The following is a 26,340-nucleotide window of genomic DNA, read 5'->3' on the forward strand; positions in this document are numbered from 1 at the left end:
TCTCGCTTGGCTTCGCCAAGTGAGGGCTGACTATAGCCCCTCTCCCGTTTTGGGAGAGGGTTGGGGTGAGGGAAAGGATTTTCGGTGTTCCCCTCACCCCCAGCCCCTCTCCCAAAACGGGAGAGGGGTGCAACGTGATCCGCCAATACGGTTTAGGGTAATCACTAATTCGGAATCCTCGTCGTGTCCTCGACTGCACTAGACGAATCAGGTACGGGTGTTGGCGTGGCGGGTACGGGTTCCGTTGTAGTTTCAGAATTATCTTCAGTTTCGTTCCAGTCGTTTGTCGATTCATTGGGATAATCAGACGAAGTCGATGTGGTGTCTTCCGTGACTTCACTGGTAGTTGATGAATCAGTTCTCATGCTTGTCGAATCTGGCAGAATCGTAGAACTGGCCTTATTTTCCTTTTGGCGATATGTATAAATGACGGCCAGACCAATCAATAGAGCCACGAGTAATGCAGCCAATCCAAGATTCCACTTCGTTAAGCTATTGGCAGGTTCATCCTCATAAGTTGGTTGGACTTGTACTGGTCGCGGTGTCTGTAGCGTCGATATGGGTGTTGCTGATACGGGTGCCGCCATTGTTCGCGAGGAAACCGGGGCACGACGGTCACTGGGACGACTGGCCTGTAACTGCTCAACATTTGCCTGTCCGAGCAACAGTACCAATTCAGTTACGTCACTGAGTCGCTCCGCGGGGTTTTTGACTAACATCCAGTCTAGTAGTGTATTCAGGCTGGGCGGTAGGTATTGACCCGATGGCAGTTGCAAGTCAGGGGGTGGTGTACGCAGAACCTGCCCCATAAACGTAGCCATTCCGGCACTATCGGTCATCGCGAACGGCACACGGCCAGACAAACTTTCGTAGAGCACAACGCCCAGCGAATAATAATCCGTCGCGACATCAACGCTTCTGGGATTATCAAACTGTTCGGGCGAAGCATATTCATACGTCATCAGCGATTGTCCTGTCATCGTTTGCGTCTGTTCACGCAGGCGGGCAACGCCAAAATCCGTTAAGAGAAAATGGATCTCTTCACTAGGCAGAACCCGAAAGAGAATGTTTTCCGGTTTGATATCGCGGTGAATAATGCCGCGTGAATGAATCGCTTTAAAGGCTTCGGCCATCTGCTGACCCAATCGTATACTTGCGGGTACATCCAGATATTCCCGTTCAGTAAGAAGCGACCGAAGATTACCGCCCTCAATCCAGTCCATGACAATGAACGGCATGGGCATGTCGAGCTGCACCTCCCGCACGCGTACTACGTTCGGATGCCGAATATCAGTCATCAATTGCGATTCAAGTCGGAATCGACGAAGTGTTTCGGCATCGGTATTGAGTGCGAAGTGTTTAATCGCCACCAGATCGCCCGTGGCCAGATGGCGCGCCTTCAGGACACGGGCATTCGAGCGCCCCAGTTCGCCAATAATTTCGTAACCCGGAAAATGCGTATTGACGCTTACAGTTGGCATTGGTCAATTAATTTAACGAGTCTGACGTCATCGTATTCGTAAGGGAATCCAACGGCGGAGAAAACTGATGATCCACAATTTTGCAGCTAAGCCGGGTTCCCCGGTCGCTGTTCGGCGCGTTTTGGGTTAATGATGCATTCGGGCCAACTGCGCTGAACTGTACGTTCTCTGATTTATAGAGCCCTCCACTTTCTTTGTAATAATTCACTCGAACCGTAACCGACGAAAAGGTAACAGTACTCGGGTTAGTCAGCTGGAGTTGAATGTTTTTGATCCCTCCAAATAAGCCGACCCGAAAATCAGTCGTTTTTACCCGTAGGCTCTTAACCGCAGCCATCGCTTCCTGTCGAATTTGCTCCTGCCGTGCGGTTTCTTCAGCTTCCCGCCGACGGGTTGCCGCAACCTCCTGTAAATTAGGACGCCCAGCCGAATCAGCATTGGTGATCAAATTTCCGACTGGATCTTCTGCCTTTGTACTATTCCTCGTTTTGGACCCGACAAAGACATAATAAAGCGCAGCACCACCAAGTAAAACAGCAAGTACAACAGTCTCCAGTTTTAGGCCAACTAGTTTAGGTTTAGGCAATTGTCGTTCCTGAATGGGCAAGGGTTCTGCCGAATCAGCCTTTGCCACATTTTTTTCAGGTTCCTGAATGTGTGGGGCAACCTGGGTTGAATTCGTATTTACAGGCGGAATAGGTGTTACCCGATTGGCTTGCAAGTAGTTTAATTCGGCCTGTTTGAGCAGCCACGTTAACTCATCAGGATCGCTCAGTCGGTCGCTTGCTTTTTTCTGCAATAAGCCTTGTAATAACTCTCGAAATGGGTTGACCGATTGATCATCGGTGATCGTGAGTGCGGGTGGAGCTTCGGCCAGTACTCGGTTCATAAAGGTTACGATTCCCGAATGATCGTCCAGCGCAAACGGCACACAGCCGTGGAGACACTGGTACAGAACCACGCCCAGCGAGTAATAATCCGTTGCAGGTCCTACGCTTTTCGGATCGTTAAATTGCTCCGGCGATGCATATTCGTAGGTCATCAACGACTGGCCCGTTAGTGTATTCGATTGCTCATGCAGGCGGGCCACGCCAAAATCCGTTAAGAGGAAATGTAACTCCCCACTGGACAATGGCCGATACAAAATATTTTCCGGTTTAATGTCGCGATGAACAATGCCTTGCGCGTGAATCGCCTTAAACGCGCTGGCCATTTGTAAACCCATCCGAATTGTCGTTGGGACGTCCACGCAATCCTGTCCGGCGATGAGTTGGCTCAGATTGCCGCCCTCGATCAGTTCCATGACGATATAGGGCAACTCGGCTTCCAGTTGAACCTCGCGCACTTTAACAATATTAGGATGGGCAATGCTGGTCATGATAGCCGACTCCCGCTGAAATCGCCGGAGCGTTTCGGCATCGGTATTGAGTGCGAAGTGCTTGATCGCCACCAGATCGCCCGTAGCCAGATGACGTGCCTTGAGAATCCGGGCATTACTACGTCCCAATTCACTCAGCACTTCATAGCCCGGAAATCGCGTATCAAATCGAATCGTAGCCATTAGGGACGTACTCGTTTAGATGAATCAGGTTGGTTTTTTATAGAAATCTCAACGACGGCATTGCGGAATGTATCCTGCCGAATAACCGCGTTAACAGGCAGCGCTACGTTTCGAAAAGAGACGTTTGCGAGTTGTAACTTCGTTTTTGGGGTCGTTTCAATACCCGTCTTAAATCCAGCGATCACGATGTTTTCTACACGCACGAGGTCTTCTCGCGTTATCCGTAACGCCACCTGCACTCGTGACGTATCGACTGGCATGAAGACCGTCAATTTCTTGTCACCAAGAATGGTTAACAGCGAATCGGTCAGGAAAAGGGGCTTGTCGAGCCGAAACGTATCAGCCGGTAAAACCAGTCGGTGGTCTTTACTACGGTAAGCGGTTTGCAACAGCGAATCAAAATGGGACATTCCACTAGCAATTGTCACGGCACTCGGTTCGCTACTAACTGTATGCAGACTGTCAGTCGAAACTAAATCGGCTTGATGGGGTGACTGAAATTGATACCAGATAATCCCTGCAATTAATCCGCCCACCAGCAGTCCTAGAACACTCCATAAACCGGTCAGACTTCGTTTTGTGGATTGCTTCTTTGTCGATAACGTATCGGAAGCAACTGGCGCAGCAGGTGTCAATGGCTGTTTCGGAGTCGGTGCTTCGACTGCTTTCTCTACCCGCGTCGACGGCGATGGCGTCAACTTATTTCTAGCTAGTACAACCGTAATGTTGTCATTACCTCCCTGTTCATTAGCGATTCGTATTAGCTCGGTGGACTGTTCGTCAATCGAAAGCGTTCGGTTTAGAACGGCTTTTATCTGCGCCTGGGTAATCATATCGGTCAGGCCGTCACTGCATAGCAGCAATTGATCGCCCGGCAAGAAATCCGTTTCGCCCGACTCTAGAAAATCAGGATCATCGACCCGGTGTTCAGTCGAGCCAACTTCCCGCAGAATTTCGTTGCGTCGCGGGTGTTGCATGGCCTCTGCTTCGGTGAGTTCATTAGCGTCTTCCCGAATACCAACCAATGAATGATCGTTGGTGAGTTTTTCGAGCGTACCCTGCCGATACCGATACAAACGGGTGTCGCCCACGTGAACGAACGATAATTTACCCGATTGAGCATCGGCTACTACGGCTGTTAATACGCAACACATCTGCGCCAATCGAAGCTCCTGCTGGCGTTGGTCGTTGATTCGATTGTTCGCAAACACCACTGCTTCGCGGAGCATGGACAAAGGCTTACCATTGGGCGTTGCCATGTATTGTTCAATCGACTCCTTCGCAATAGCTGCCGCCCGATCTCCCCCGGCATAGCCACCAACGCCATCAATAACCACCAGTAACGCATTGCTTTCCGCCCAGATCATTGAGCAGATAAACGTGTCCTGGTTATCATTTCGACGCTGGCCGACATCCGTCTGACCCGCAATTTGGATTGAATTCATTCAGTAATGTATTGGACGATGCAAGACATTTTTTCTGACAGGATTTACTGGATTAACAAGATTTAAAGGCGAAAGAGAATCCAGTAAATCCTGTCAGAAAAAATAGCTGTGATACTATATTATCGAGGTAAGTCCTGAAAATGTTTTACCACCAGTCCTATTACAAATACGAGTAGCAGCACCACAAGCAATGCATCAATCATAGCCTTATACGTTCCGGTTAAAGTGTAACGTCACCATGCTGTTGAGTAGGATCTGGGCTTTATCTGGTAAGCTATGCCACTGTGGATTAGCCGGTTCGCTACGGATAACAAGCTGCTCATTGACCCGTGTCTCGTTTCGGCTGAAAGAGGCTATCTGAAAGGAATCTGTTGCATCATTGAAGCGAATTCGGGCGTGCGGATTCGATACGTACGCCGATTCGATCAACAAATAATTCGGAAAATGTTGGTTGTCAGGCTCTTTTCGGGCCACAACAATTTCCCGGTCGCGCATGAGGTATGAATTCTCTTTGTTCAATTCGGCAATGTAATAATCGATCTGGGCTAGTCCGGCACTGAGGCTTCGGGGCAACTGCGTGGCGTTTCGCGGAGCAGTTGCTGTACCAACAGGGTTTTTCGTTGTGGGTGTCGAGGGATCGAAATTAAATTTCACGACGAAAGCCCCTGGTTCGCGGAAGTCGATATGCTGAAATGTATTCAGGCCAACATCCACTTTTTCGTATCGGTTGGTCTGCTTAACCCGGCGCGTTACGTTCACGCGCTCCGACGATTGAGCCTGCCCATTTCCGGGCAAAATGCCGGTCAGTGCACCCACCACGTTGACATCGCCCGGCGTAACTTCCTGACCACCAAATTCCCGGCCACCCCCAAACTTAAAGAACCAGCTCGACGCCACCGGCGCAACGTGTTCATATTGCCCTTTTTGCGACTCTATAATGGCCTTAAACGCATTTACCGCTTCATTGACGATTACCGGAAAGGCATTCTGACGTTCTTCATACGTATCAGGATGCAGGATAATCAGAAAGTGCGCGTTGAACAGCATACTTTTTCCGACAGATTCCCGGTGTATGGAATCCTCGAAGGAAGCCACAAGCTCATTCAGAATGCGCTTGTTGGTTACTGTAGTTACCGCAGTCGTTTGGGTTTGACTGGCTGGAACCAGCAGATTACTTAATTTACCAAGCCAACCTTCAGGCCGATTTGCCATGTATAAACCGATTAGTGGGGATTACAGCCTTGTAAACGACAGGAGGGGCTGGTTTCTTTTAATCAATTTGTCGAGCACGGGGAAAATGACCCATTGTGGCACTCTCGTTCAGGTAAAAACCGCTCTACTTTACAGCCCATTCACTCAGTTATTACGACCACAGTCTTAATCAATAAGGTTACTATAGGCAATGGTTTTAAATCAACTCAAGGCTATGAAAAAGGGAATAATAGTAGGGGCTTTACTATTGAGTTTAGCCAGCCTGACTTCTCAGGCACAATCGACTGCCTCCGGCAGTAGTAACACAGGAACTCCAACCGCAGGCTCGACTCCTGCCCAAAACGGTTCAACAGGTCCTACAGTTTCGGCTACGAAGGCTAACTCAGGCACAATGAGTCAGAGTGGCTCGAAAAGCAGCGGCCGAAAAATGAAGAGTACGAGCAAAACCAGCAAGAGTAGTTCGCATTCTTCAACTGGTCGTTAATGACTTATGTAAAGTAGGATCTTCGCAAAAAGCCGTGCCAAGGCTTTTTGCGAAAGCAGTGCATTACCCATGCGAGTTATCAAAATATTATTTTGTTATTTTGCATTACTCAAGAATTATCCCCAACCGCCTTGTACTTTCGCATGGTTACTCCTACTGCTTCACCCAAACTATCCGGCGATTCGGTACAATCGGCTACGGTCAGGCTATTTAGCTTGCCAGTCATTGTGGCCGCACTGGGTTACTTCGTTGATATTTACGATTTGCTTCTGTTTGGTATTGTCCGCGTACCAAGTCTGAAAAATATGGGTCTCACAACGGATCAAATCTCAACAGTTGGTGGCCGTATCATGAATTGGCAAATGGGCGGTTTACTGCTCGGCGGCATTTTATGGGGTATCCTTGGCGATAAGCGCGGGCGTCTGTCGGTGTTATTTGGCAGTATCATTACCTACTCCATTGCCAATATTGCCTGTGGATTTGTTAAGCAGGTAACCTTCATGGACCCAGTCCAGTACTACGCTCTCATGCGATTTGTGGCAGGTGTAGGGCTGGCCGGTGAATTAGATGCGGGGATTACTCTTGTCAGCGAAATTCTACCTAAAGAAAAACGAGCGATAGGCACCTCATTCGTAGCGGCAATTGGTGTGTTAGGCGCTGTGGTGGCTTATTTTACCGTTAAACTATTCGACTGGGAAACGGCCTTTTTCGTGGGGGGTGGTTTAGGATTTAGCTTGTTATTGTTGCGCGTTGGCGTGGTTGAGTCGGGTATGTTCACCAACATAACCGAACAAAAACACATTAATCGGGGAAATTTCCTGTCTTTTTTTACCAACAAGGATCGGCTTAGTCGCTATCTTAAATGCATTGGAATAGGGGTTCCAACCTGGTTTATTACCGGCATTCTCGCTTCGTTCAGTAATGAATTTGGTAAAGCATTAGGCATCGGCGAAGAAATTCAGCCGGGTTTAGCCATTACGTGCTTATATATTGGGATGGCCATCGGCGATCTGTCCAACGGGTTTATCAGTCAGGCGCTGAAATCGCGCAAAAAAGCGATTGCCCTTTTCATGGCGATTGCGTTTACATTAAGCTTCGTTTATTTATACCTCGGTATCAAAAGTGCCCTGGTTTTCTATGGCCTCTGTTTAGGGTTGGGCTTTGGTAATGGCTACTGGGCCATGTTCGTGACCATTAGCGCTGAGCAATTTGGTACTAACCTGCGCGCTACGGCAGCGACAACTATACCGAATATGGTGCGTGCCTTTCTGATTCCAATGACCTTGGGATATCAAGCGCTCAAACCATCGCTGGATGTCATTAATGCAGGAGCCGTTGTCGGGCTGGTCAGCTTCATACTCGGTTTTTACGCCATCCTGACCATCCCCGAAACACATGATAGGGATTTGAATTATTTAGAAGAATGAATCTGATAGGATGGATCATAGTCAACGGTTCTGTTAACTATGATCCATATATTCTTTCTTGATACCTAGTTTTTTCATTTTAGAATTCAGTGTTGTTGGAGGTACATTCAGTACTTCGGCTGCTCCGCCCGCACCCCAGATCCGGCCATTGCATTTTTTGAGCACGGCAATGATATGATCCCGCTCGTTTTCATCGATGGTCTTAATCCGGTGCTCTTCGGGCATGGTTGATACCGTTGGTTGACCCATATTGAGTAAGCCCACATCCTCAATCAGCGTTCCTTTGGTGAGCAGCACGCTTCGCTCGATCAGGTGTTCCAGTTCCCGAATATTACCCGGCCAGTGATACGCCAGTAGCGTACTCAACGCCTGCGTCGACAGCCCCGTGATTTTCTTGCCCGTTTTCTGATTATACTGCCTGATAAAATGCTGGACAAGGGCTGGTATATCTTCCTTCCGATCCCGCAATGGTGGAAGCGCAATCGGAAAAACATTCAATCGATAATATAGATCGAGCCGAAAGCGCCCCTCGGCTACTTCCTTTTCCAAGTTGCGGTTGGTGGCGGCAATAATGCGCACGTTGATTTTAATAGACGATTGGCCCCCGATGCGTTCAATCTCTTTTTCCTGTAATACCCGCAGTAACTTAACCTGCAATTCAACCGGCATCTCCCCGATTTCGTCCAGAAAAATAGTTCCTCCGTCAGCCTGTTCAAACCGGCCGATTCGTTTGTCGGTGGCTCCCGTAAATGACCCTTTTTCGTGACCAAATAGCTCGGACTCAATCAGATTGACGGGCAGTGTAGCGCAGTTGACCCGGATGAAGGGTTTCCGTTTTCGGGGAGAGAGCTGATGAATAGTGGCCGCAATACGTTCTTTACCGGTTCCACTTTCACCCAGAATCAGGACCGACGTATCGGAAGGGGCAACCAGCGACAGATGATCGAAGACCGTCAATAGCAAGTGACTACTGCCAACAATACCCTCGAATGTAGTCGGACTGGAAGGACTGTCTGACGATTGGGAAATAGACTCAGGTATTGAGGTTAGAGCCGCAGGTGCAACTTTAGGATTCGCATTCAGCTTCTTTTCAACGGCAGTCGTCAGTACTGGCTTTAATTGGCTAAACAGCGTAATGTGTTCTTCCTGGTAGGCATCTGGACGGCGACTATAAAAGAAAAACGTAAACTGTTCACCCGTCGGTACAACCAGCGGTAGCACTAGTTGGGAGCGCATCAGAAAGGTATTTGCAATCAATTTTCGGATGGATGGTAGCTGGCATACGCGTTTAAACTCGTTCTCGTCATACCAGGTCTCTTCCGTTTCCAGGGGGGTTTTTGCTTGTAAGGCTCCCAACTCATGCCGTTTTAAGTTCGTCATGACCATCAGCTCGTTTGGCCCCACGAGCTGGTATTCGTCAAAGCCAATTCGCAAAAATCCCAAATCCGAATAGACAGTAGTATCTGCTTCTGCAAAGCCAGTCGCCATGTAATCAAATGGAATGAAGGGCTGAATCGCCTTTCCTACCTTCAGTAACTTTTGTTCCCACTCGATGGGCTCAGCCAGTAGCTTCGTTAATTGTTTCAGGAGCTGAGTCCCCCGGCGAAAACTGGCTTCCTGGCTATGCTCATGCCGATACCGGGCCACTTCGAGCGTGACCAGCACATCTTTTTCCCGAAAAGGTTTAACTAAAAAACCATCGGGCTGAGTGGCTTTGGCCGCTGTCAAAACATCCTGGGTGGAGTTGGCCGAGAGATAGATAAATGGAATCGTATCCTCCTTTAATTGTTTGGCCAGGTCGATGCCGGTCAGCGGACCTTTCAGAAAAATATCCAGCAAGACAACATCCGGCTTTTCCTGACCAATGAGTTCCAGGGCATTAGGAACCGAACGGGCAATACCCGTAACCCGATAACCCGCTTTTTGCAGCATTAGCCGCAGGTCATTGGCTTCAATAAACTGATCTTCGACAATAAGTACGGTTTGGTTCATAAGGCCGTCGTTTCAAAAGGTAGATTGGGGGATATTCCGGCTGATTCCGGCTGGTCAGTCGGTTCGTAGACAAAGCGGATGTTAATAAGGGTACCATTATCGTTCATGATGGTAAAGTGGCCGTCGATATCGTCACTTAACCCACGCATCAGGCTCAACCCCAGCGAATCATGCTGCTGGCTATCCATATCGACTGGTAACCCGATTCCATTGTCGGCAATGGTAAGCAAATAATGGATACCGCCCGTATGCTGAAATGAAATGACAATCTGCCCCGCTTTATTGTCAGGGAACGCATATTTGATACTGTTGGTAATGGCTTCGTTGAGAATCAAGCCGATGGGTACTGCATAGGAAACTCCCAGTTTAACCGGCTCAATATGCGTCTCAAAGCGGATACGCTGCCCAGTCCCAAAGAAATCCCGCAAATATTCGACGAGTTCCCGGATGTAGGCCGACATATCAATAGACGACAGGTTTTCAGATTGATAGAGCTTTTGGTGAATCAGTGAGATAGCCTGAACCCGGTGCTGACTATCGCGGATGGCCAGCATAGCCGCTTCATCGGTCAGGTAAGCGGATTGCGTGTTCAACAGGCTCATCACGATTTGAAGATTGTTTTTTACCCGGTGATGAACTTCTTTTAGCAGCCATTCCTTTTCGGTCAGCAAACGCTGAAGCGACTGATTTTGGTCGTTGATCTCTTTCTGCTGAGCTTCCAGAATGGCGCTGCTTTTTTGTTTGAGCCGGTACCGGTTGTAGACTAAACCGAGAATAATGAGTAGCAATGCGATGACGATAAACGTAACATTCCGTAAGGTTTTTGTTCGATTTAAATCGTTTAACTGCAACTCGCCCTGTTTTTTTAGTAGCTCAATATGCTGGCCTTTTAATTTAATATCCTGATCCTTCTTTTTGGTGTCGAACTGGGTTTGTAATAAAGCAATCTGCTTACTTTTCGACGCCGTAAATAAGGAGTCATTCAACGTTTTATGGCGCTGGTAATGCATGATAGCGGACTGATAATTACCCTGAGCCGAATCTACCTTAAATGTCCATAAATGATTCGTAGACAAGCCACGTAGCGACCCCATTTTCTCGGACAGCACTCGGTGGGGCAATAAGTACTGCTCAGCCTGCTTGTATTGATGGGTGGCCAGGAAAAAACGTATTAGCCATCCATAGGCATACGTCTGGGTTTCATTATCAATGCGTTCGGTATTTTCGGATAACCTGATTAGTCGGTCACAATAGGGTTGAGCCAGTGCATATTGCCGGGTAGGTAAATAGGCATTAACAAATTGACCCGTAATAAGGATTTGGCTACTGAGATCAGGAATAGGGTATTTCTTCACAATAGTCCGTAAAAAAGCCAGCGCAGCAACCGGTTTATGAAGCAGTACGTAGGTATCGCTGATGTTTGTTGCCAGGATACAGATGGCGACAACATCATTATACTTCTCAGCAATGGCAATCGACTTTCTAAAGTATTCATTGGCGGGTTCAAGTTCATTCAGATTCTGATAGGTTATTCCCAGTCGATTATAAATGGTAGCCAGTTGCATGGTCGAATCGCCGGATTGTTCGGCTGTCTGAACAGCTAGTAGCCCATAGCGAATCGCTTCTTTATAATCGCCGAGCTCACCGGAAACCTGGCCTAATAAATCATAAGCTCCTTGTAGTTTCGCGTACCCACTACCCACCGATTTGTATAAGCTCAACGCTTGCTGAAGAGAAGCCAACGCTTTCCAGTTATTGCCTTCCACCTGGTATAAATCGCCGAGTTCCTTGTTGCAATTAGCCTGCTTTAATTTATTACCTGACTGTTGAAACGTCGATAAGGCTAGTTCCGATAAGCGTATCCGTTCGGCCATTTCAGGTCCGATAAGTGGGTAATAGCTTCCCAGTTCAAAGTAGGCTTCGCCCAGTTCATCCAGGTAATGGGCGTTGGAAAAAATCGTAATAGCTTTGGTCACCAACGCTCTTGCTTTCTCCTTTTTTCCATCATGGTTGTACACTCGTGCAAACAAAATCAAACTGGTTGCCTGCCCTTTCAAATCGTGTAACGTTATGCTCAATTGTTCGGCCTGGCGGGCCATGACGAGCGCACTATCCATATCGACGGCCTGGGCGTTCGGTTTGAACATGTAATAGGTAGCCAAATCCTGCAACAGGTGAACGCGATGGGTATCCGGCTTACTTTTTTGCAAAAGCGCCAGTAATTCTCGCGATGACTTCGTTTGCGGTTGGGCAGAAGCAGTCAACAGCGCACATCCTAAACCGCAGATAATCAATAACAATCTCCTCATTGTTTTTTCTTTCGGCTACTCATTCACAAATCAGGCCATCTCACCTGGTACACTATCTGAAGAAGTCAGCAATTCCAGTAACTTACTGTCTATCAGCACCCAACCAATAAAGATCAGGCATTTCCAAATGATTTAGAAGTGATCTGTATTGAATGGTAAAGCTACCGCCAACGATATATCGTTGTTCAGCTCGTTGTCCAACGATATTCAGTAGCTAAATTTCTGGCACAAAATCATAACACATTGATTTACAGTAAATTAAAACAATGGCATTTCGTTTGGTTTAAGTGGTTCAACCAAGTAAACTAAAACGATCATGAAAATTACCCGTCCCAAAACCATCGTCTTTATCACCGGTGCCTTTGTCAGCAACGATAGCTGGAGAGAATGGCAAGCCTATTTTGAGCAAAAGGGTTACACGACCATCGCTCCTCCCTGGCCCCACAAAGATGCGCCCGCCGAAGTATTACGGAACCGGCATCCAGATTCTGAGATCGCGTCCAACCGATTAGCAGACCTGACCAACTATTACGCCCAAATTGTGGAGCAACTGCCCGAAAAACCCATCCTGATTGGCCACTCCATCGGCGGGCTGATGGTTCAGCTTTTGTTACAACGGGGTCTTGGCGCAGCAGGCATTGCCATTCACTCGGTTCCTCCGCAGGGTATCTTCACGTTTAAGCTGTCGTTTCTGAAAGCAGGCTGGGGCGCGTTGGGCTTTTTCACTTCCACGAAAGAGACGTATATGATGTCGTTCAAGGATTGGCAATATGCCTTTACCAATGGCATGCCGCTCAAACAGCAAAAAGACGGCTACTACCAGTTTGCCTTACCCGAATCCAAACTCATTGTTCGGGACACCATTACGGCAGCCGCCCACGTCGATTTTAGCAAACCTCATGCTCCCCTGCTCCTTACTTCGGGCAGTACGGACCACACGATTCCAGCCTCGCTCAATTACGACAATTACCGCAAATACCAGCATTCAGAATCCATTACGGATTACAAAGAATTCGAAGGTCGTAATCACTTTGTGCTAGGTCAGCCTACCTGGAAAGAAGACGCCGACTACATCTTAAACTGGATTGACAAGGTACTACCTCAGCCAGAAACTACTACTAAGTCGATGAAAATCAACAACTAACTGATTTTTCTCCTTCCTCTGGCGTCCTCGGTCTGTGTCCTCACAGGCCGCTTGTGGACAGCCTGCTATAAAGCGTTCTGTGAGGACACAGACCGAGGATACAAATCAACAATTAACAAATTATCCCTTCCTCTTTCTCTCAATTTCTAAACAATCAATCATCATGAAAACGTTACTCCTCTCTTCGCTTCTGCTCGTATCCCTGTTTTTTACCCTGTCGTCATGCACAAAAAATGACGCCGTCACGCCTGCCCCCAAAACGTTCGTGCTGGTACACGGAGCCTGGCAGGCACCTTATGCCTGGCAATCGGTTAAAGATCAGTTGGTGCAGCAAGGCCAGAACGTAGTGGTAGTTGAACTGCCCGGTCACGGATCGGACAATACCTCGCCCGCTACGCTATCAATGGATATTTACCGGGATAAGGTCGTAACCGCGATTAATGCGCTCTCGGGAAATGTAATTCTGGTTGGTCATAGCATGGGTGGGATGGTTGTATCGGCAGTTGCGGAAAAAATCCCCAGTCGCATCGACAAGCTGGTATATGTCGGGGCATTTTTACCGGCCAATGGGCAATCCCTGCTGGCCCTGGCTTCCACAGATAGCACCTCGCAACTAGGACCCGCTTTAATCCCCTCCGCCGACCAGCTTACTCTGGGTATCAAGACCGAGAATTTAGCGCCCATCTTCATTCAGGACGGATCGGACGTAGTGAAAAAACAGGTGGTCGATAACTACCGGGCTGAGCCGTTTATTCCCTTCACCAATCCCGTTGCGCTGACGGCCGCCAACTTTGGAAAAGTAACCAAGTACTACGTGTATACCGCACAGGATCATGCGGTGGGGCCAAATCTGCAAAAACGAATGGTGGCAGCGGCTGGAATTAAAAACACGTACACCCTCAACAGTAGCCATTGCCCCTTCCTGTCGATGCCAACGGAAACGACTACGCTGCTTCAGACCATCGCTAAAGAAACTCCTGCTCAGTAAACAAATAACCTCACGGCAGCGGCCGACCGTCCCAACCCCTCTCCTAAAACAGGAGAGGGGCTACTCAACCGCCCTTCATACTAATATCTAATCCTCTAACCATTTTACTCTCCTTACTACCATGCTAACCTTAGAAGCAGCTATTGGCCTTGATGACCAAGATGCACAGATCAACTACACGGAGTTAAATAAGCAATTTATTCATGGACAATGGGTCGATGGGCAAGAAGATGCGACCGTTGACAACCTGAATCCATTCACAGACGAAGTCATTCATACGCTTCGTTCGGCAGGAACGGCCGATGTGGATGCCGCCTTTGAGGCCGCCAAACAAGCATCTCCTAGCTGGGCCACCACCAATCCGCTCGTTCGTCGGGATATACTTTTGAAAGCGGCAGCGATTCTGCTGGAACGTCAGGAGGAATTCATCGGCTGGCTGACCCGAGAAACGGGGAGCACGTATTTGAAAGGCCTGCTTGAAGTGCAGCAATCACACGATATTCTGGTCGAAGCGTCCTCATTCCCTACCCGTATGCATGGGCGTACCACTGCGTCTACGATTGATGGAAAAGAAACGTACGTATACCGGAAACCGTTAGGTGTTGTAAGCCTCATCAGTCCCTGGAATTTCCCCTTATATCTTTCCATGCGGACGATTGCCCCTGCTCTGGCAGTCGGCAATACAATGGTTGTTAAACCGGCCTCACAATCCCTGGTTACGGGCGGAACGATCATCGCTAAACTGTTGGAAGAAGCAGGTATGCCTGCTGGTGTGTTTAACGTAGTAGTTGGCCGCTCAGACATCATGGGCGATTACTTCACAGCGCACCCCTATTCACAAATGGTCTCGTTTACGGGTTCGACGCCGGTCGGAAAAGGCATCGGGCGAATTGCCGGGGAAGGGCTCAAAAAGTCGGCACTGGAATTAGGCGGCAACAATGTATTCATGGTTCTGGATGATGCCGATGTGGATAAAGCCGTCGATGGTGCCGTGTTTGGACGATTCCTGCATCAGGGTCAGGTTTGCATGGCAACCAATCGCATTCTCATTCACGAAAGCCTTTACGACGAGTTCAAGACCAAGTTTGTAGCTCGGGTAAAGCAACTCCCGTATGGTGATCCGGCGGATAAAACCACGGTTGTCGGCCCCCTGATTGACCATAAATCGGTTCAGCGAATCCTAGGGATTCTGCAAAGTGCCGTAGCCGATGGCGCTGTTGTTGAAACCGGAAACGTAGCCGAAGGAAATGTTCTACAGCCAACCGTATTATCGGGTGTCACCAGGCACATGCGTGTTTTCAAAGAGGAAATTTTTGGCCCAGCCGTAGGGCTCGTTCCCTTTGCCAATGATGAGGAAGCTGTCGAGCTAGCCAACGCAACCGATTTTGGGTTAAGTGGTGCATTGTATACACGGGATATTTACCGGGGTATGCAACTGGCCCGACGGGTGGAAACGGGTATGATGCACATCAACGACCAGTCGGCCAACGACGAAGTACATACTCCGTTCGGGGGCGAAAAATCATCGGGAACCGGTCGCTTTGGCGGTGATTTTATTCTGGAAGAACTGACGACGGTTCAATGGGTAAGTGTTCAGAAAGTCGCCCGACAGTATCCGTTCTAAGAAACCGAGTTGACTCAAATCAACCCAAATTCAACACAAAATCATGAATCGTCTTCAAAATAAAGTAGCCATCATTACGGGCGGGAGCAGCGGCATTGGCCTGGCAACTGCCAAAGAATTTCTCGTTCAGGGAGCCACTGTCCTGATCACTGGACGTAATCAGGATGCGCTAGATCAGCTCACCGCCGAATTGGGTGAGAAAGCATTTGGCCTTGTCTGGGACGCCAGTCTCCCCGGCAATTCAAGTCATTTGTCGGACTTTGTGCAAGCCAACTTCGATTCGATTGACATTTTGTTCGTCAATGCGGGCGTTGCCAAATTCGCTCCCTTCGAGAAAATGACCGAAGCCATCTTTGACGAAAGCGTAAACACCAATGTCAAAGGAGCCTATTTCACTATTCAGGCGCTGGTGCCTTTCTTCAAAAATGGTGGTTCAATTATCTTAAATACGTCCATCAATGCCCACGTTGGCGCACCCAGTGCGAGCGTGTATGCAGCCACGAAAGGAGCGTTATTGACGATGGCCAAAAATCTATCTACCGAATTGATTTCCCGCCACATACGCGTCAACGCCATAAGTCCGGGACCAGTCGATACGTCCCTACATAGTGCAGCCAAACTTGGCATTTCGGATCAGCAACTAAGCCAGATGAATCAGGGCATTATTCAGGCCGTTCCACTCGGTCGCTTCGGTCGACCCGAAGAGATTGCCAAAGTGGCCTTGTTCTTCGCATCGGACGATTCATCGTTTGTAGTGGGTGCCGAGCTGATCGTGGACGGCGGCATGTCGATGGGCTAACGATAGCCTGAATACACAATCTCAAAAACTAATCTCAACCTCAATTTTAACCAAACACAATCATGTATACACTTAACCGCGCACTCAGCGCACTAACCGGTATTATTATGACAGTTTCAGCAATCTCAGGAGCCGACGCTCAATCGACCAAAACGGGCGTAACCAATGTAGTACTCGTTCATGGTGCCTTTGCCGATGGATCAAGCTGGTCCAAAGTGATTCCCCTGCTGGAAGCAAAAGGGCTTACTGTTATTGCGGTGCAAAATCCGCTCACATCGCTGGCTGACGACGTAGCGGCTGCTAAACGGGCCATCGCCTTACAGAACGGCCCCGTGCTGTTAGTTGGTCATTCGTGGGGTGGTGCCGTGATCACCGAAGCAGGCAACGATCCCAAGGTAGCTGGTCTGGTATATGTGGCGGCTGGTGCGCCGGACGAAGGGCAGTCATTTGGCGAAATGGGCCAGGCAGCTCCACCAGCGCCAGGCACTGGGGAAATCAGACCCGATGCGGCCGGCTTTCTTTCACTAACCGCTAAAGGCATCAAAGAAGATTTTGCCCAGGACTTGCCCGAAGCGGAAACCAAACTTATGTTCGCTACACAGGGTCCCTGGTCGGCTAAAGCACTGGGCGATAAGATTTCCAAAGCCGCCTGGAAAACCAAGCCCTCCTGGTACATCGCTGCCAGCGAAGACCGCATGATCAACCCCGATCTGCAACAGACGTTAGCGAAGAAGATTAAGGCAACGACCCTTACGCTCAAGACCAGCCACGTACCGATGGTATCTCAGCCGGAGAAGGTAGCCGCTTTCATCATTGAGGCAGCGGCCCACGTAAACGTGCAATAAATTCAAAAGCCTATTCGCACCGACTTACGAGGAAAGTAGGTTTATAAATCTGAAGTAAGATAGAATTAGCCCCAGAACGAGGTTAATTCTATTTTACTTCAGATTTGCTACAGATTTCGTTATTAATCTTACCAGCTAAGTATGCACCCTACATTCATTCACAGATAAAACACCTGAAATTTAATTTCTATATGAACTAAAGCTACATTCAATAAATTAATTTCGCCTTTCAATGGAATCCGACCAGAGAAGCCTTCGTAAGAAGGCACTTCCACTCTTAGTGATCGAGAACAATGAAGATCACCAATTACTAATCGGCTATTGTTTACGGACTAAAATACCCCAAGTCGAACCTATTTTTGCTTCTACTGTAAATGAAACGCTCGCTTTTTTAAAGCTTTCAGTTATTCATAAAAAAATCTTTCCTAGTCTAATTCTATTAGATCTTTATTTGCCCAAATTAACGGATGGATTTAATTTATTAAAGGAGATACGAACTTCGTATCCTCCCCTCCCTGTAATCGTATTAAGTACTCAATCAGAAGCAGGCTTAGTCGAAAAAGCTTATGCACTAGGGGCACATTCTTTCTTAACCAAACCTTTCAATTTAGATGAGTGGGAAAATCTTTTTAAAATACTGAATGAGTACTGGTTAGGCACCGTCACACTACCCAAAGGAGAATAAAATTCTGTTATTGGTTTATTCGTTTACTAAGCCTAAAGCAATTTAAGAGCGTGTCAGGAAATTACGCTTGAAAAGGAGCGGCAAATGGAATCAAATTAAGACTTCTATATTGATAATAAAGTATTGACGAAACAATAAATTTAAACTTGAATACCACTAATCATATTAGTATCCCTGAATATAAAGCCAGCAATCCTCCAAATACTATTTCCCCACTCTTAATCTGCTAACTTCATTTCATTTTCCGAAAACTTACACAAACCATCCAGCATTTCACTTAGTTTTTCGCCGATGGGTGTTAACGAATATTCAACCCTTACCGGAATCTCCCGAAAATTATCGTTTCTGGTAATTAGTTTATGTTGTTCAAGAAGTTTTAAACGATCGGCCAGAATATTATCGCTAATATGTTCTAAATCTTCCTTTAGGCTCGAGAATCGGTTATTACCCTCTTCTATACTAAATAACACTTCGGTTAGCCAGCGTTTACTCAATAAATGAATAAGCTCATTCAGCGCACATTTCTCTTCCAGAAAGGTTTGGTTATAATAATTCGTGGAGCTTAACTTTCTCATAGTCGTAACTAACTTTTTTAGGAGTAACTCACAATTCCTAAAGCTATTGCCCTAAGCAAGCTTTACCTGGTTCTTTGTAACCAGACACCAATAGAGGTAATAAGTGAGTAAACGAACGGGTTTACTCTTTTAAAGATATAGCTTACGCGTTAAACATTACCTTATGCAGTACCGGAAATTAGGGAATTCCAATCTGGAAGTTTCAGTGATCACATTCGGAGCCTGGGCAGCTGGTGGCTGGATGTGGGGGGGTACCGAGCGAAATGAGGCTATTAAGGCCATTCGGGCCTCCTACGACGTAGGCGTAACCTCCATTGACACGGCCCCTATCTATGGCCAGGGATTAAGTGAAGAAATTGTAGGCGATGCTATCCGGGATCTCCCCCGCGATTCAATTCAGATACTTACCAAATTTGGACTCAGATGGGATCTGGATCGCGGAAGCCTTCACATGAAAAGTAAAAACGCCGAAGGAGAATCCATCGATATTTATAAATATGCTTCGAAAGAAAGTATTATTCACGAATGTGAAGACAGCCTGAAACGGTTAGGAACTGATTATATCGACCTTTATCAGATCCATTGGCCTGATAAAACCACGCCCATTCAGGAAACGATGGAAGCGGTTTCACGCCTGATCGACCAGGGCAAAGTACGGTATGCAGGTGTCTGCAACTACAATACCGACCTCCTGACAGAAGCTTCTCAGTACATAAATCTGGTTTCCAACCAGGTTCCCTATAGTATGGTAAAGCGGGATATTGAACAGGACACAGTACCTTATTGCCTGCAACATAATTTGTCGATTCTGGCTTATAGTCCGTTGGAACGAGGTTTATTAACGGGTAAAATGAAACCAGGGCACCAATTTGCCCCAGACGACCACAGAGCCTCACTGCATTTTTTTACCGATACGAATTTAGCTCGGGTCAATAGTTTTCTCGAAAAAATTAGCCCACTGGCCAACGAAAAACAGTGTACAATCGGGCAGTTGGTGTTGAAATGGACCATTGAACAGCCTGGCATTACCATTGCTCTGGCGGGAGCAAGGAATGAAAAACAGGCATTGGAAAATGCCGCTGCTGCCGATGTAGAATTAGCTCCTTCAGAATTAGCACTCATTACCAGCCAGTTAAATGAACTAAAGCTGGCCAAATAAGTACTAGAGCGGGTTAAGCTGCTTTAGTACTGACTACCATCCGACACAAAACCATGTTTACAAGAAGAATTTTCATAAAGAGAACCGGTTTGAGTGCGGCTGGCTTAGGATTGATGCCTGGACTTCCAGACTTTAGTAAGTTGGAACCTGCCTTTGTACCTGTCGAATTACCACGCAGTACACCCGAACAACAAGGTATAGCATCATCATCCATCCGTAAATTCCTGGATGCCGCCAATAGCAGCGGGCAGGAGTTTCATAGCCTTATGATCGTACGTCATGGTCATATTGTAGCCGAAGGCTGGTGGGCACCCTACTCGTCGGAGCACCGGCAACAACTATATTCCGTCAGTAAAAGCTTCACCAGTACAGCTATTGGGTTCGCAGTTTCTGAAGGGCTTCTTTCGGTTGATGACCCCATCGTTAAATTTTTTCCGGAGGCCGTGCCCGCTGAAATCAGTGATAATCTGGCTTCATTACGCGTAAAGCACCTACTTTCTATGTCGGTTGGTCATGCTAAAGATTCCATCCTGATACTGGAAGCCTCTCCGCCAGGTGTCACCTGGGAAAAAACCTTTCTAAGCCTGCCTGTTGTCTTTACACCTGGCACTCAGTTTATGTATAATTCGGGAGCCAGCTATATGCTGAGTTCCATCGTCAAACGAGTAACGGGCCAAACGGCTCAAAACTACCTGACATCCCGTTTGTATAAACCCCTGGCTATTACAGATTCTACCTGGACAGAAAATTTTGAAGGTATCAACATGGGGGCATCTCATTTACGGATGCGAACCGAAAATCTGGCAAAGTTTGGTCAGTTATACCTTCAAAAGGGAAAATGGAATGGAAAGCAGGTCCTGAATGCCGATTGGATTGCGGCCGCATCCTCGAAACAGATCGTCAATGGCAAAAACGATAGTAGCTGGGGATATGGATACGGCTATCAGTTCTGGTTAAATCCTCCCGGCGGTTTTCGGGCCGATGGTGCCTTTGGACAGTACATCATGGTTTTGCCGGAACAGGATGCAGTCGTTGTAATTACCAGCGAAAGTATAGCGACAAAAACAACCATGCAGTTGGTGTGGGATGGGCTCGTTCCGGCCATGACCAACACTCCACTTCCCAAAAACCCTACAGAATCTAATCAACTCCTGGCTGAACTGAAAGGACTCAAATACGATCCGCCACTATTGGAAACCCATTCTACTAATGCGTCCAGGATTTCGGGAAAGGAGTTCTTATTGGATAAAAATGAATTCAACGCCAAATCAGTATCGTTCAAATTTGTTGGCAACAAATGTATTTTCACGTTAAAGGAAGACGGCAAACCAGACATTATCATTACCAATGGCCTGAATCACTGGATTAGAGAAGGCAATAAAAAACCACTACCTCATTCGTTGTTCTCGCTACGAAGAATTGATTTTGATTCCATTGTTGCTGCCAGTGCTACCTGGCAGAATGATAACACCCTTTTGTTAACCTGGCGCTTTATTGAAACTGTACATACCGACAGTCTTAGCTGCACGTTCGATACTGATCGATTAACCATCAAGTTTTTATTCAGTGTAGCCCGTTTGCAGAAAAAGTCTGACGATCGACCTGATATTACCGGTAAAATGCTTGCTTAAAATCTTACTCTTTTGCCTCCCTATATCTGATTATTCTAAAACCCCTTTTATGAAAAAGTTATCTGTCGCCCTGATCGCTCTATTGTTCATAGTAAATACATGGGCATTGGCCCAGCAAAATACACAATGGACCTACTTGTTTGATGGCAAATCGGTGGAACCGTTAAGAGGCTATAAAATGACCTCATTCCCGACGGATGCCTGGAAAATTGAGGATGGAGCTTTGGTGGCGCAAACGGGTGTGCCCAATATAGATTTAGTAACCAAAGAAAACTACAAGAATTTCGAACTTGACCTCGACTGGAAAGTATCTGTAGCCGGAAATAGTGGTGTGTTTTACTATGTAAATGAAGAAGCCGCTAGTGAAGCCGGAAATGGAAACAGCCCGAACTGGCTGGATAATTTCGAGATGCAATTACTGGACGATGTCAACTTCAACGATAAAGCACCCATCCGTTCGGCAGGCTCACTTTATGATCTGATTATTCCGACCAACAAACACTTAAAACCCGTTGGCGAGTACAACCAATCGCGACTGATTGTCAATAATAATCATGTAGAGCATTGGTTGAATGGTGCCAAAGTAGTTGAATACGAAATTGGATCACCTGCGCTGAATGAACTGATCAGCAAAAGTAAATACAGAAATAACCCCAAATTTGCGAAATCGACCGATGGACTGATCATGATACAGCATCACGGCCAGAAGGTGTGGCTGAAAAATATTAAAGTCAGACGCTTATAATTGATCCGATCATCTAGCCCACTGGAGCACTCAAAAATGAGTGCTCTTTTATTTTCATGGCATCCTGCGAACAAGTAACCGTAACGTCGTGTTTGCTAAATATCGATGTCTTATTCACCAGATTCATTGGCTTTGGCGTTACTCTATTGACAATCAGCGTCTGAGCATCGTGTAGCAGCGCTACAATTGCCAAGTCTATAAAAAGTGTAGACGATTTGTGTTGTTAATTTTCGGCCAGATACGGCTGCGGAGCATAAACGAAGGCTTTCATAAAAAGCCTCAACGAAAATGAAGCGGACAGTCTCCTTCCCTACTGGAAAGGAGACGCCGTTTTTCAGATTAGGTTGGTTTGAAAAGCATAGCGGATATTCTGCTATGCTTTTTCGTTAAAAAAAGCATAGCCTCCCTTTCATTTACTCATAATTTACTGGTTTTCTGGTCAGATGAGGCCATTTTCTCTAGTACGCCATTTTATACGATACTGAAACCAGACCTGTTGAATACGTTTTTGAATCGATTAGGGTAAGCTTAATTCGATCAGTAGTGGTTGTGAATAATAGTTTCCCTGAACCCAGAATAATCGGGTGAATCGCCAGAAGTAGTTCATCAACTAACCCTTCCCGCAGAAACGAAGCGGTTAAGTCGGCACCGCCAAATAGCCAGATGTCTTTTCCCGGTTGATTTTTAAGTTCATTCACCTGTGCTTTTATATCACCCCGAACTAGCTCTACTTCATCGTCTACCTCAGTAAGTGTGTTCGAAAACACATACTTTTTATAGCCGGGAAAGGAGTAGTTACTGGCCGCTTCGTCAGGATTTTTCAAAAGTTCGTAGCTCTTCCGCCCAACAAATAATGCATCGATCCGATCCAGAAAAGCGGTCATTCCGTAATCCTGATCCGTAAAGCACCAATCATATTCCCCATTGGGGCCTTCGATGTAACCGTCTAAAGTTACGGCTACGCATAGAATTACGTTGCGCATAGATAGGTAGTTTGCTTCGTTGATTTTCAGCCAGTGCATTGATCAAAGATACGCATTTCAAAAAATCCGAAATCAATTCGCGGGGCCACTTGATTCAGTTGTCCGTTTTGCGGACACTAAATGTCCAAAATCGGACAACCGATTTAAATATTTTTTTACAAAAACGGCTTTTAAGCCGCATTCAAGGCCTTATTGGCGAGTTGGCACCGCATTTGATCGACATTATCGTATATAATAACCTCTGCTATGAAAAGGGCCTTTTTGGGAGAGTTTGAAGAGATTGTTCTCCTCACCGTTGCTGTGTTGGGCGAAAGTGCTTATGGCGTAACCGTCACGCAGGAAATTGAGCAGAAAACCGGGCGAACTGTTGGCTTTAGCACTGTTCACACCACGCTACAACGACTGGGAGAAAAAGGCTTTTTGTCTTCCGAAATGGGAGGTGCTACTGCCGAGCGCGGAGGTCGGCGAAAACGCTTTTTTACTGTCACAGCCGCCGGACGGAGAGCCTTGCAGGAGGTCAAGCAAGTTCGCGAGGAACTATGGGGAGCGCTGCCTCCGCAAACCCTACAACTAATGGGGGGATAAACTTGCACGGTGCAAAAGCTTTGAACTATGGAAAATTCCCGATACGTCGGACCGCCCCGCTGGGCCAACTGGCTCTTGAAGACCTTCGGTCATCCTGACACCTCCGAAGAGGTGCAGGGCGATTTGCTGGAACTCTATGACTATTGGGTGGAAACGGTGGGCGAGCGAAAAGCCAACTGGCGATATAACCTGAATGTATTGAAACTAATGCGGCCATTGGTCAAACATACACCTGAATACCAGAGTCCATTTTTCCTGAGTCCTATTATGCTACGCAACTACTTGAAAATCGCACTGAGGAATCTTGTTAAGAACAAGGCGTATTCCTTCATCAACATTGGCGGACTGGCTATGGGTATGGCGGTTGCCATACTGATTGGTCTCTGGATTTATGACGAACTGTCATTTGATAGGTATTTTCAGAATTACGACCGAATTGCCAAGGTCATGCAAAACGGAACGTTCAATGGGGAAGTGTTTCATGGAGAATACAATCCTGCACCTATGGGGCCCGAACTGCGGACGGTTTACGGCGATGATTTTACGCATGTTATTATGTCTTCCTGGACGCGTGATCACATTCTGGCGTTTGGCGAGAAGAAATTCACCAAAACAGGCAATTACCTGAGTGCCGATGCGCCCGATATGCTCACGCTGAAGATGCTCAATGGCACACGGGCTGGTTTGAAAGACCAGAATTCGATTTTGCTATCGGAGTCAGTGGCTAAAGCGTTGTTTGGCGAGACTGATCCGGTGGGTAAGCTCATGAAGATCGACAACAGACTGGATGTGAAAGTAACGGGCGTTTATGAAGATTTTCCGTACAATACCGAGTTCAGAGATATGCAGTTCATTGCTCCCTGGGATCTCTATGCCTCGTCGGAAAGCTGGGTGAAACGGGCTCAGGACAATGTAGAATGGGGAAATTTCTCCTGGCAGGTGCTGGCTCAGATCGCACCGAATGCCACGTTTGAAGGCGTATCGGACAAGATCAAAAACATACGCCTGAAACATAGCCCCGAATCAGCGTTCATTAAGCCGAAGGTGTATCTCCAGCCTATGAGCAAATGGCATTTGTACTCGGGTTGGGATAAATCAGGGAACCTGGAGGGGCGAATTCAATACGTCTGGCTTTTCGGTATCATTGGCGTGTTTGTCCTCTTGCTGGCCTGCATTAACTTCATGAATCTCTCGACGGCCCGGAGTGAAAAACGAGCCAAGGAGGTAGGTATTCGGAAAGCGGTGGGTTCGGTTCGCTCCCAACTGATCGGTCAGTTTTTTAGTGAATCGCTACTCGTAGTTGCCTTCGCATTTGTGTTATCAATACTCCTGGTGCTGCTGATACTGCCTGTGTTCAACGAAGTGGCGGATAAGAAAATCGGCATCTTGTGGACGAACCCTATTTTCTGGCTATCCGGGATTGGGTTTAGTTTACTGACCGGGATCATTGCGGGTAGCTATCCAGCTCTTTACCTATCGTCGTTCCAGGCGGTCAAAGTACTGAAAGGAACTTTTCGGGTGGGTCGGTTTGCGTCGATTCCCCGTCAGGTATTGGTGGTGGTTCAGTTTACAGTTTCGGTAACGCTGATTATTGGAACGATCATCGTATTCCGACAAATTGAGCATGCCAAAAGTCGGCCTGTAGGCTATGATCGAAGTGGATTGATTACCGTCGCGATGAATACGCCAGAATTACATCAGCACTATAATGCCCTCCGTGATGATTTATTGCGAACAGGCGCTGTCATGGACATGTCGACTTCATCGGCTCCGGCTACTGACCTGAATTCGCAGAATAGCGGTTTCGATTGGGTAGGCAAAGACCCTAACTTCAAAGACAACTTCGGAACCATTGCGGTTACGCATGATTTTGGCAAAACAGTAGGCTGGCAATTTGTTCAAGGCCGCGATTTTTCGCGGCAGTTTCCGAGTGATTCCTCAGGTATGGTGGTAAACGAAACCGCCGTGCGCTACATGGGCGTGAAGGATATCGTAGGCAAACAGATCAAATGGAATGGGAAGCCTTATCGAGTAGTCGGGGTTATTAAGGATATGCTCATGGCTTCGCCTTTTGAGCCGGTTTTTCAGACGGTTTATGTGATGGATTACGGCTGGGCAAGTGTCATCAATATCAAGCTCAACCCCAACCGAAGTACCAGCGAGTCATTGGCTAAGGTTGAAGGAGTTTTTCGCAAATTCAATCCCAGTAGCCCATTCGATTATCGATTCACGGATCAGCAGTACGCGTTGAAATTTGCCGCCGAGGAACGTATTGGCAAGCTGGCCTCAGGCTTTGCCATCCTCGCCATTTTCATCTCCTGCCTGGGCTTGTTCGGTTTAGCTTCGTTCGTGGCCGAACAGCGCACCAAAGAGATCGGGGTTCGCAAAGTACTCGGCGCATCCGTATTCAACGTGTGGGGGTTGCTGTCGAAAGACTTCGTTATTCTGGTCATAATCGCCTTCGGAATTGCAACTCCCATTGCCTATTATTTCCTCGGCAACTGGCTCCAGAAATACGAATATCGAACGGACCTATCGTGGTGGATTTTTGCCGTCTCCGGCGCGGGCGCGCTGGCAGTTACGCTACTTACGGTAAGTTATCAGAGTATCAAAGCAGCGCTGCTTAACCCGGTTAAATCGTTGCGAAGTGAGTAGTACCGACCGTC

At 47.3% G+C, this 26,340-nt stretch carries 22 protein-coding genes; 13 read left to right on the plus strand and 9 right to left on the minus strand.

Annotation, left to right across the window (positions count from 1 at the left end):
• Positions 1 to 164 precede the first annotated feature (164 nt).
• From GO755_RS14335 to GO755_RS14350, 4 genes are all read right to left on the minus strand, one after another.
• Positions 165 to 1,481: a serine/threonine-protein kinase gene (locus GO755_RS14335; RefSeq protein WP_157585866.1), complete on the minus strand. Its 1,317-nt coding sequence runs from the start codon at positions 1,479 to 1,481 to the stop codon at positions 165 to 167.
• A gap of 7 nt (positions 1,482 to 1,488) precedes the next feature.
• A complete protein-coding gene (locus tag GO755_RS14340) occupies positions 1,489 to 3,042 on the minus strand; it encodes a serine/threonine-protein kinase (protein ID WP_157585867.1) in 1,554 nt (517 codons plus the stop codon).
• On the minus strand, positions 3,042 to 4,487 hold the full coding sequence (locus tag GO755_RS14345) for a PP2C family protein-serine/threonine phosphatase (RefSeq protein WP_157585868.1): 1,446 nt from the start codon (positions 4,485 to 4,487) through the stop codon (positions 3,042 to 3,044). Before GO755_RS14345 ends, GO755_RS14340 begins: the two co-directional genes overlap by 1 nt.
• A 207-nt stretch (positions 4,488 to 4,694) precedes the next feature.
• Positions 4,695 to 5,699: an FHA domain-containing protein gene (locus GO755_RS14350; protein WP_157585869.1), complete on the minus strand. Its 1,005-nt coding sequence runs from the start codon at positions 5,697 to 5,699 to the stop codon at positions 4,695 to 4,697.
• A gap of 214 nt (positions 5,700 to 5,913) precedes the next feature.
• Between GO755_RS14350 and GO755_RS14355 the strand changes: the two genes are divergently transcribed.
• The gene (locus tag GO755_RS14355) at positions 5,914 to 6,183 is read left to right on the plus strand and encodes a hypothetical protein (protein ID WP_157585870.1); all 270 of its coding nucleotides are present in this window, start codon (positions 5,914 to 5,916) and stop codon (positions 6,181 to 6,183) included.
• A gap of 143 nt (positions 6,184 to 6,326) precedes the next feature.
• The gene (locus GO755_RS14360) at positions 6,327 to 7,610 is read left to right on the plus strand and encodes an MFS transporter (protein ID WP_157585871.1); all 1,284 of its coding nucleotides are present in this window, start codon (positions 6,327 to 6,329) and stop codon (positions 7,608 to 7,610) included.
• Between the two features lie 33 nt (positions 7,611 to 7,643).
• Here the strand turns inward: GO755_RS14360 and GO755_RS14365 are convergent, their stop codons facing one another.
• Together GO755_RS14365 and GO755_RS14370 are read right to left on the minus strand one after the other, a co-directional pair.
• Positions 7,644 to 9,602: a sigma 54-interacting response regulator gene (locus GO755_RS14365; RefSeq protein WP_157585872.1), complete on the minus strand. Its 1,959-nt coding sequence runs from the start codon at positions 9,600 to 9,602 to the stop codon at positions 7,644 to 7,646.
• Positions 9,599 to 11,911 (minus strand): histidine kinase dimerization/phosphoacceptor domain -containing protein, encoded by a 2,313-nt coding sequence (locus GO755_RS14370; RefSeq protein WP_157585873.1) that lies wholly within the window; start codon positions 11,909 to 11,911, stop codon positions 9,599 to 9,601. The genes GO755_RS14365 and GO755_RS14370 overlap by 4 nt, the downstream gene beginning before the upstream one ends.
• A gap of 316 nt (positions 11,912 to 12,227) precedes the next feature.
• Here GO755_RS14370 and GO755_RS14375 point away from each other — a divergent pair, with 316 nt between their 5' ends.
• The 6 genes from GO755_RS14375 to GO755_RS14400 all read left to right on the plus strand — a co-directional run bounded on the left by GO755_RS14375 (position 12,228) and on the right by GO755_RS14400 (position 17,996).
• Positions 12,228 to 13,055 (plus strand): alpha/beta hydrolase, encoded by an 828-nt coding sequence (locus tag GO755_RS14375; protein ID WP_157585874.1) that lies wholly within the window; start codon positions 12,228 to 12,230, stop codon positions 13,053 to 13,055.
• Positions 13,056 to 13,218: 163 nt separating this feature from the next.
• Entirely contained in the window at positions 13,219 to 14,043 is an 825-nt protein-coding gene (locus GO755_RS14380) for an alpha/beta fold hydrolase (protein WP_157585875.1), read from the plus strand.
• 121 nt (positions 14,044 to 14,164) lie between these two features.
• Positions 14,165 to 15,667: an aldehyde dehydrogenase family protein gene (locus tag GO755_RS14385; RefSeq protein WP_157585876.1), complete on the plus strand. Its 1,503-nt coding sequence runs from the start codon at positions 14,165 to 14,167 to the stop codon at positions 15,665 to 15,667.
• A gap of 43 nt (positions 15,668 to 15,710) precedes the next feature.
• Positions 15,711 to 16,466: an SDR family oxidoreductase gene (locus GO755_RS14390; protein WP_157585877.1), complete on the plus strand. Its 756-nt coding sequence runs from the start codon at positions 15,711 to 15,713 to the stop codon at positions 16,464 to 16,466.
• Positions 16,467 to 16,528: 62 nt separating this feature from the next.
• Positions 16,529 to 17,311, plus strand: a complete 783-nt coding sequence (locus GO755_RS14395) for an alpha/beta fold hydrolase (RefSeq protein WP_157585878.1) — start codon at positions 16,529 to 16,531, stop codon at positions 17,309 to 17,311.
• Positions 17,312 to 17,543: 232 nt separating this feature from the next.
• Positions 17,544 to 17,996 carry a response regulator gene (locus tag GO755_RS14400; protein ID WP_157585879.1) on the plus strand — a complete coding sequence of 151 codons (453 nt, stop codon included), beginning with the start codon at positions 17,544 to 17,546 and terminating at the stop codon, positions 17,994 to 17,996.
• A gap of 218 nt (positions 17,997 to 18,214) precedes the next feature.
• Here GO755_RS14400 and GO755_RS14405 read toward each other — a convergent pair whose 3' ends face one another.
• Positions 18,215 to 18,571, minus strand: coding sequence for a winged helix-turn-helix transcriptional regulator (locus GO755_RS14405; RefSeq protein ID WP_157585880.1), 357 nt, complete (start codon positions 18,569 to 18,571; stop codon positions 18,215 to 18,217).
• A 163-nt stretch (positions 18,572 to 18,734) separates the two neighbouring features.
• On the opposite strand from GO755_RS14405, the gene GO755_RS14410 reads away from it, so the two are divergent.
• The 3 genes from GO755_RS14410 to GO755_RS14420 are packed head-to-tail and all read left to right on the plus strand — an operon-like array spanning position 18,735 to position 22,106.
• Positions 18,735 to 19,730: an aldo/keto reductase gene (locus GO755_RS14410; protein WP_157585881.1), complete on the plus strand. Its 996-nt coding sequence runs from the start codon at positions 18,735 to 18,737 to the stop codon at positions 19,728 to 19,730.
• Between the two features lie 53 nt (positions 19,731 to 19,783).
• A complete protein-coding gene (locus GO755_RS14415; RefSeq protein WP_157585882.1) occupies positions 19,784 to 21,361 on the plus strand; it encodes a serine hydrolase domain-containing protein in 1,578 nt (525 codons plus the stop codon).
• 49 nt (positions 21,362 to 21,410) lie between these two features.
• On the plus strand, positions 21,411 to 22,106 hold the full coding sequence (locus tag GO755_RS14420) for a 3-keto-disaccharide hydrolase (protein WP_157585883.1): 696 nt from the start codon (positions 21,411 to 21,413) through the stop codon (positions 22,104 to 22,106).
• Positions 22,107 to 22,119: 13 nt separating this feature from the next.
• Here the strand turns inward: GO755_RS14420 and GO755_RS14425 are convergent, their stop codons facing one another.
• Positions 22,120 to 22,299 (minus strand): hypothetical protein, encoded by a 180-nt coding sequence (locus tag GO755_RS14425; RefSeq protein WP_157585884.1) that lies wholly within the window; start codon positions 22,297 to 22,299, stop codon positions 22,120 to 22,122.
• A 265-nt stretch (positions 22,300 to 22,564) separates the two neighbouring features.
• Positions 22,565 to 23,128 (minus strand): dihydrofolate reductase family protein, encoded by a 564-nt coding sequence (locus GO755_RS14430; RefSeq protein ID WP_227686960.1) that lies wholly within the window; start codon positions 23,126 to 23,128, stop codon positions 22,565 to 22,567.
• Between the two features lie 207 nt (positions 23,129 to 23,335).
• Between GO755_RS14430 and GO755_RS14435 the strand changes: the two genes are divergently transcribed.
• Together GO755_RS14435 and GO755_RS14440 are read left to right on the plus strand one after the other, a co-directional pair.
• Entirely contained in the window at positions 23,336 to 23,674 is a 339-nt protein-coding gene (locus GO755_RS14435; protein WP_111341391.1) for a PadR family transcriptional regulator, read from the plus strand.
• A gap of 27 nt (positions 23,675 to 23,701) precedes the next feature.
• Positions 23,702 to 26,329: an ABC transporter permease gene (locus tag GO755_RS14440; protein WP_157585885.1), complete on the plus strand. Its 2,628-nt coding sequence runs from the start codon at positions 23,702 to 23,704 to the stop codon at positions 26,327 to 26,329.
• The last annotated feature ends 11 nt before the right edge of the window (positions 26,330 to 26,340 follow it).

It is taken from the genome of Spirosoma arboris (assembly GCF_009754945.1).
GTDB classification, from domain to species: Bacteria; Bacteroidota; Bacteroidia; order Cytophagales; family Spirosomataceae; genus Spirosoma; species Spirosoma arboris.

Excerpts from the sequence above, each read along its gene's own strand:
- GO755_RS14440 (WP_157585885.1), top strand. The coding sequence starts at position 23,702 with ATGGAAAATTCCCGATACGTCGGACCGCCCCGCTGGGCCAACTGGCTC.
- GO755_RS14350 (WP_157585869.1), bottom strand. The coding sequence starts at position 5,699 with ATGGCAAATCGGCCTGAAGGTTGGCTTGGTAAATTAAGTAATCTGCTG.
- GO755_RS14340 (WP_157585867.1), bottom strand. The coding sequence starts at position 3,042 with ATGGCTACGATTCGATTTGATACGCGATTTCCGGGCTATGAAGTGCTG.
- GO755_RS14435 (WP_111341391.1), top strand. The coding sequence starts at position 23,336 with ATGAAAAGGGCCTTTTTGGGAGAGTTTGAAGAGATTGTTCTCCTCACC.
- GO755_RS14375 (WP_157585874.1), top strand. The coding sequence starts at position 12,228 with ATGAAAATTACCCGTCCCAAAACCATCGTCTTTATCACCGGTGCCTTT.
- GO755_RS14360 (WP_157585871.1), top strand. The coding sequence starts at position 6,327 with ATGGTTACTCCTACTGCTTCACCCAAACTATCCGGCGATTCGGTACAA.
- GO755_RS14400 (WP_157585879.1), top strand. The coding sequence starts at position 17,544 with ATGGAATCCGACCAGAGAAGCCTTCGTAAGAAGGCACTTCCACTCTTA.
- GO755_RS14395 (WP_157585878.1), top strand. The coding sequence starts at position 16,529 with ATGTATACACTTAACCGCGCACTCAGCGCACTAACCGGTATTATTATG.
- GO755_RS14345 (WP_157585868.1), bottom strand. The coding sequence starts at position 4,487 with ATGAATTCAATCCAAATTGCGGGTCAGACGGATGTCGGCCAGCGTCGA.
- GO755_RS14415 (WP_157585882.1), top strand. The coding sequence starts at position 19,784 with ATGTTTACAAGAAGAATTTTCATAAAGAGAACCGGTTTGAGTGCGGCT.
- GO755_RS14385 (WP_157585876.1), top strand. The coding sequence starts at position 14,165 with ATGCTAACCTTAGAAGCAGCTATTGGCCTTGATGACCAAGATGCACAG.
- GO755_RS14355 (WP_157585870.1), top strand. The coding sequence starts at position 5,914 with ATGAAAAAGGGAATAATAGTAGGGGCTTTACTATTGAGTTTAGCCAGC.
- GO755_RS14410 (WP_157585881.1), top strand. The coding sequence starts at position 18,735 with ATGCAGTACCGGAAATTAGGGAATTCCAATCTGGAAGTTTCAGTGATC.
- GO755_RS14430 (WP_227686960.1), bottom strand. The coding sequence starts at position 23,128 with ATGCACTGGCTGAAAATCAACGAAGCAAACTACCTATCTATGCGCAAC.
- GO755_RS14365 (WP_157585872.1), bottom strand. The coding sequence starts at position 9,602 with ATGAACCAAACCGTACTTATTGTCGAAGATCAGTTTATTGAAGCCAAT.
- GO755_RS14420 (WP_157585883.1), top strand. The coding sequence starts at position 21,411 with ATGAAAAAGTTATCTGTCGCCCTGATCGCTCTATTGTTCATAGTAAAT.
- GO755_RS14370 (WP_157585873.1), bottom strand. The coding sequence starts at position 11,911 with ATGAGGAGATTGTTATTGATTATCTGCGGTTTAGGATGTGCGCTGTTG.
- GO755_RS14405 (WP_157585880.1), bottom strand. The coding sequence starts at position 18,571 with ATGAGAAAGTTAAGCTCCACGAATTATTATAACCAAACCTTTCTGGAA.
- GO755_RS14380 (WP_157585875.1), top strand. The coding sequence starts at position 13,219 with ATGAAAACGTTACTCCTCTCTTCGCTTCTGCTCGTATCCCTGTTTTTT.
- GO755_RS14335 (WP_157585866.1), bottom strand. The coding sequence starts at position 1,481 with ATGCCAACTGTAAGCGTCAATACGCATTTTCCGGGTTACGAAATTATT.
- GO755_RS14390 (WP_157585877.1), top strand. The coding sequence starts at position 15,711 with ATGAATCGTCTTCAAAATAAAGTAGCCATCATTACGGGCGGGAGCAGC.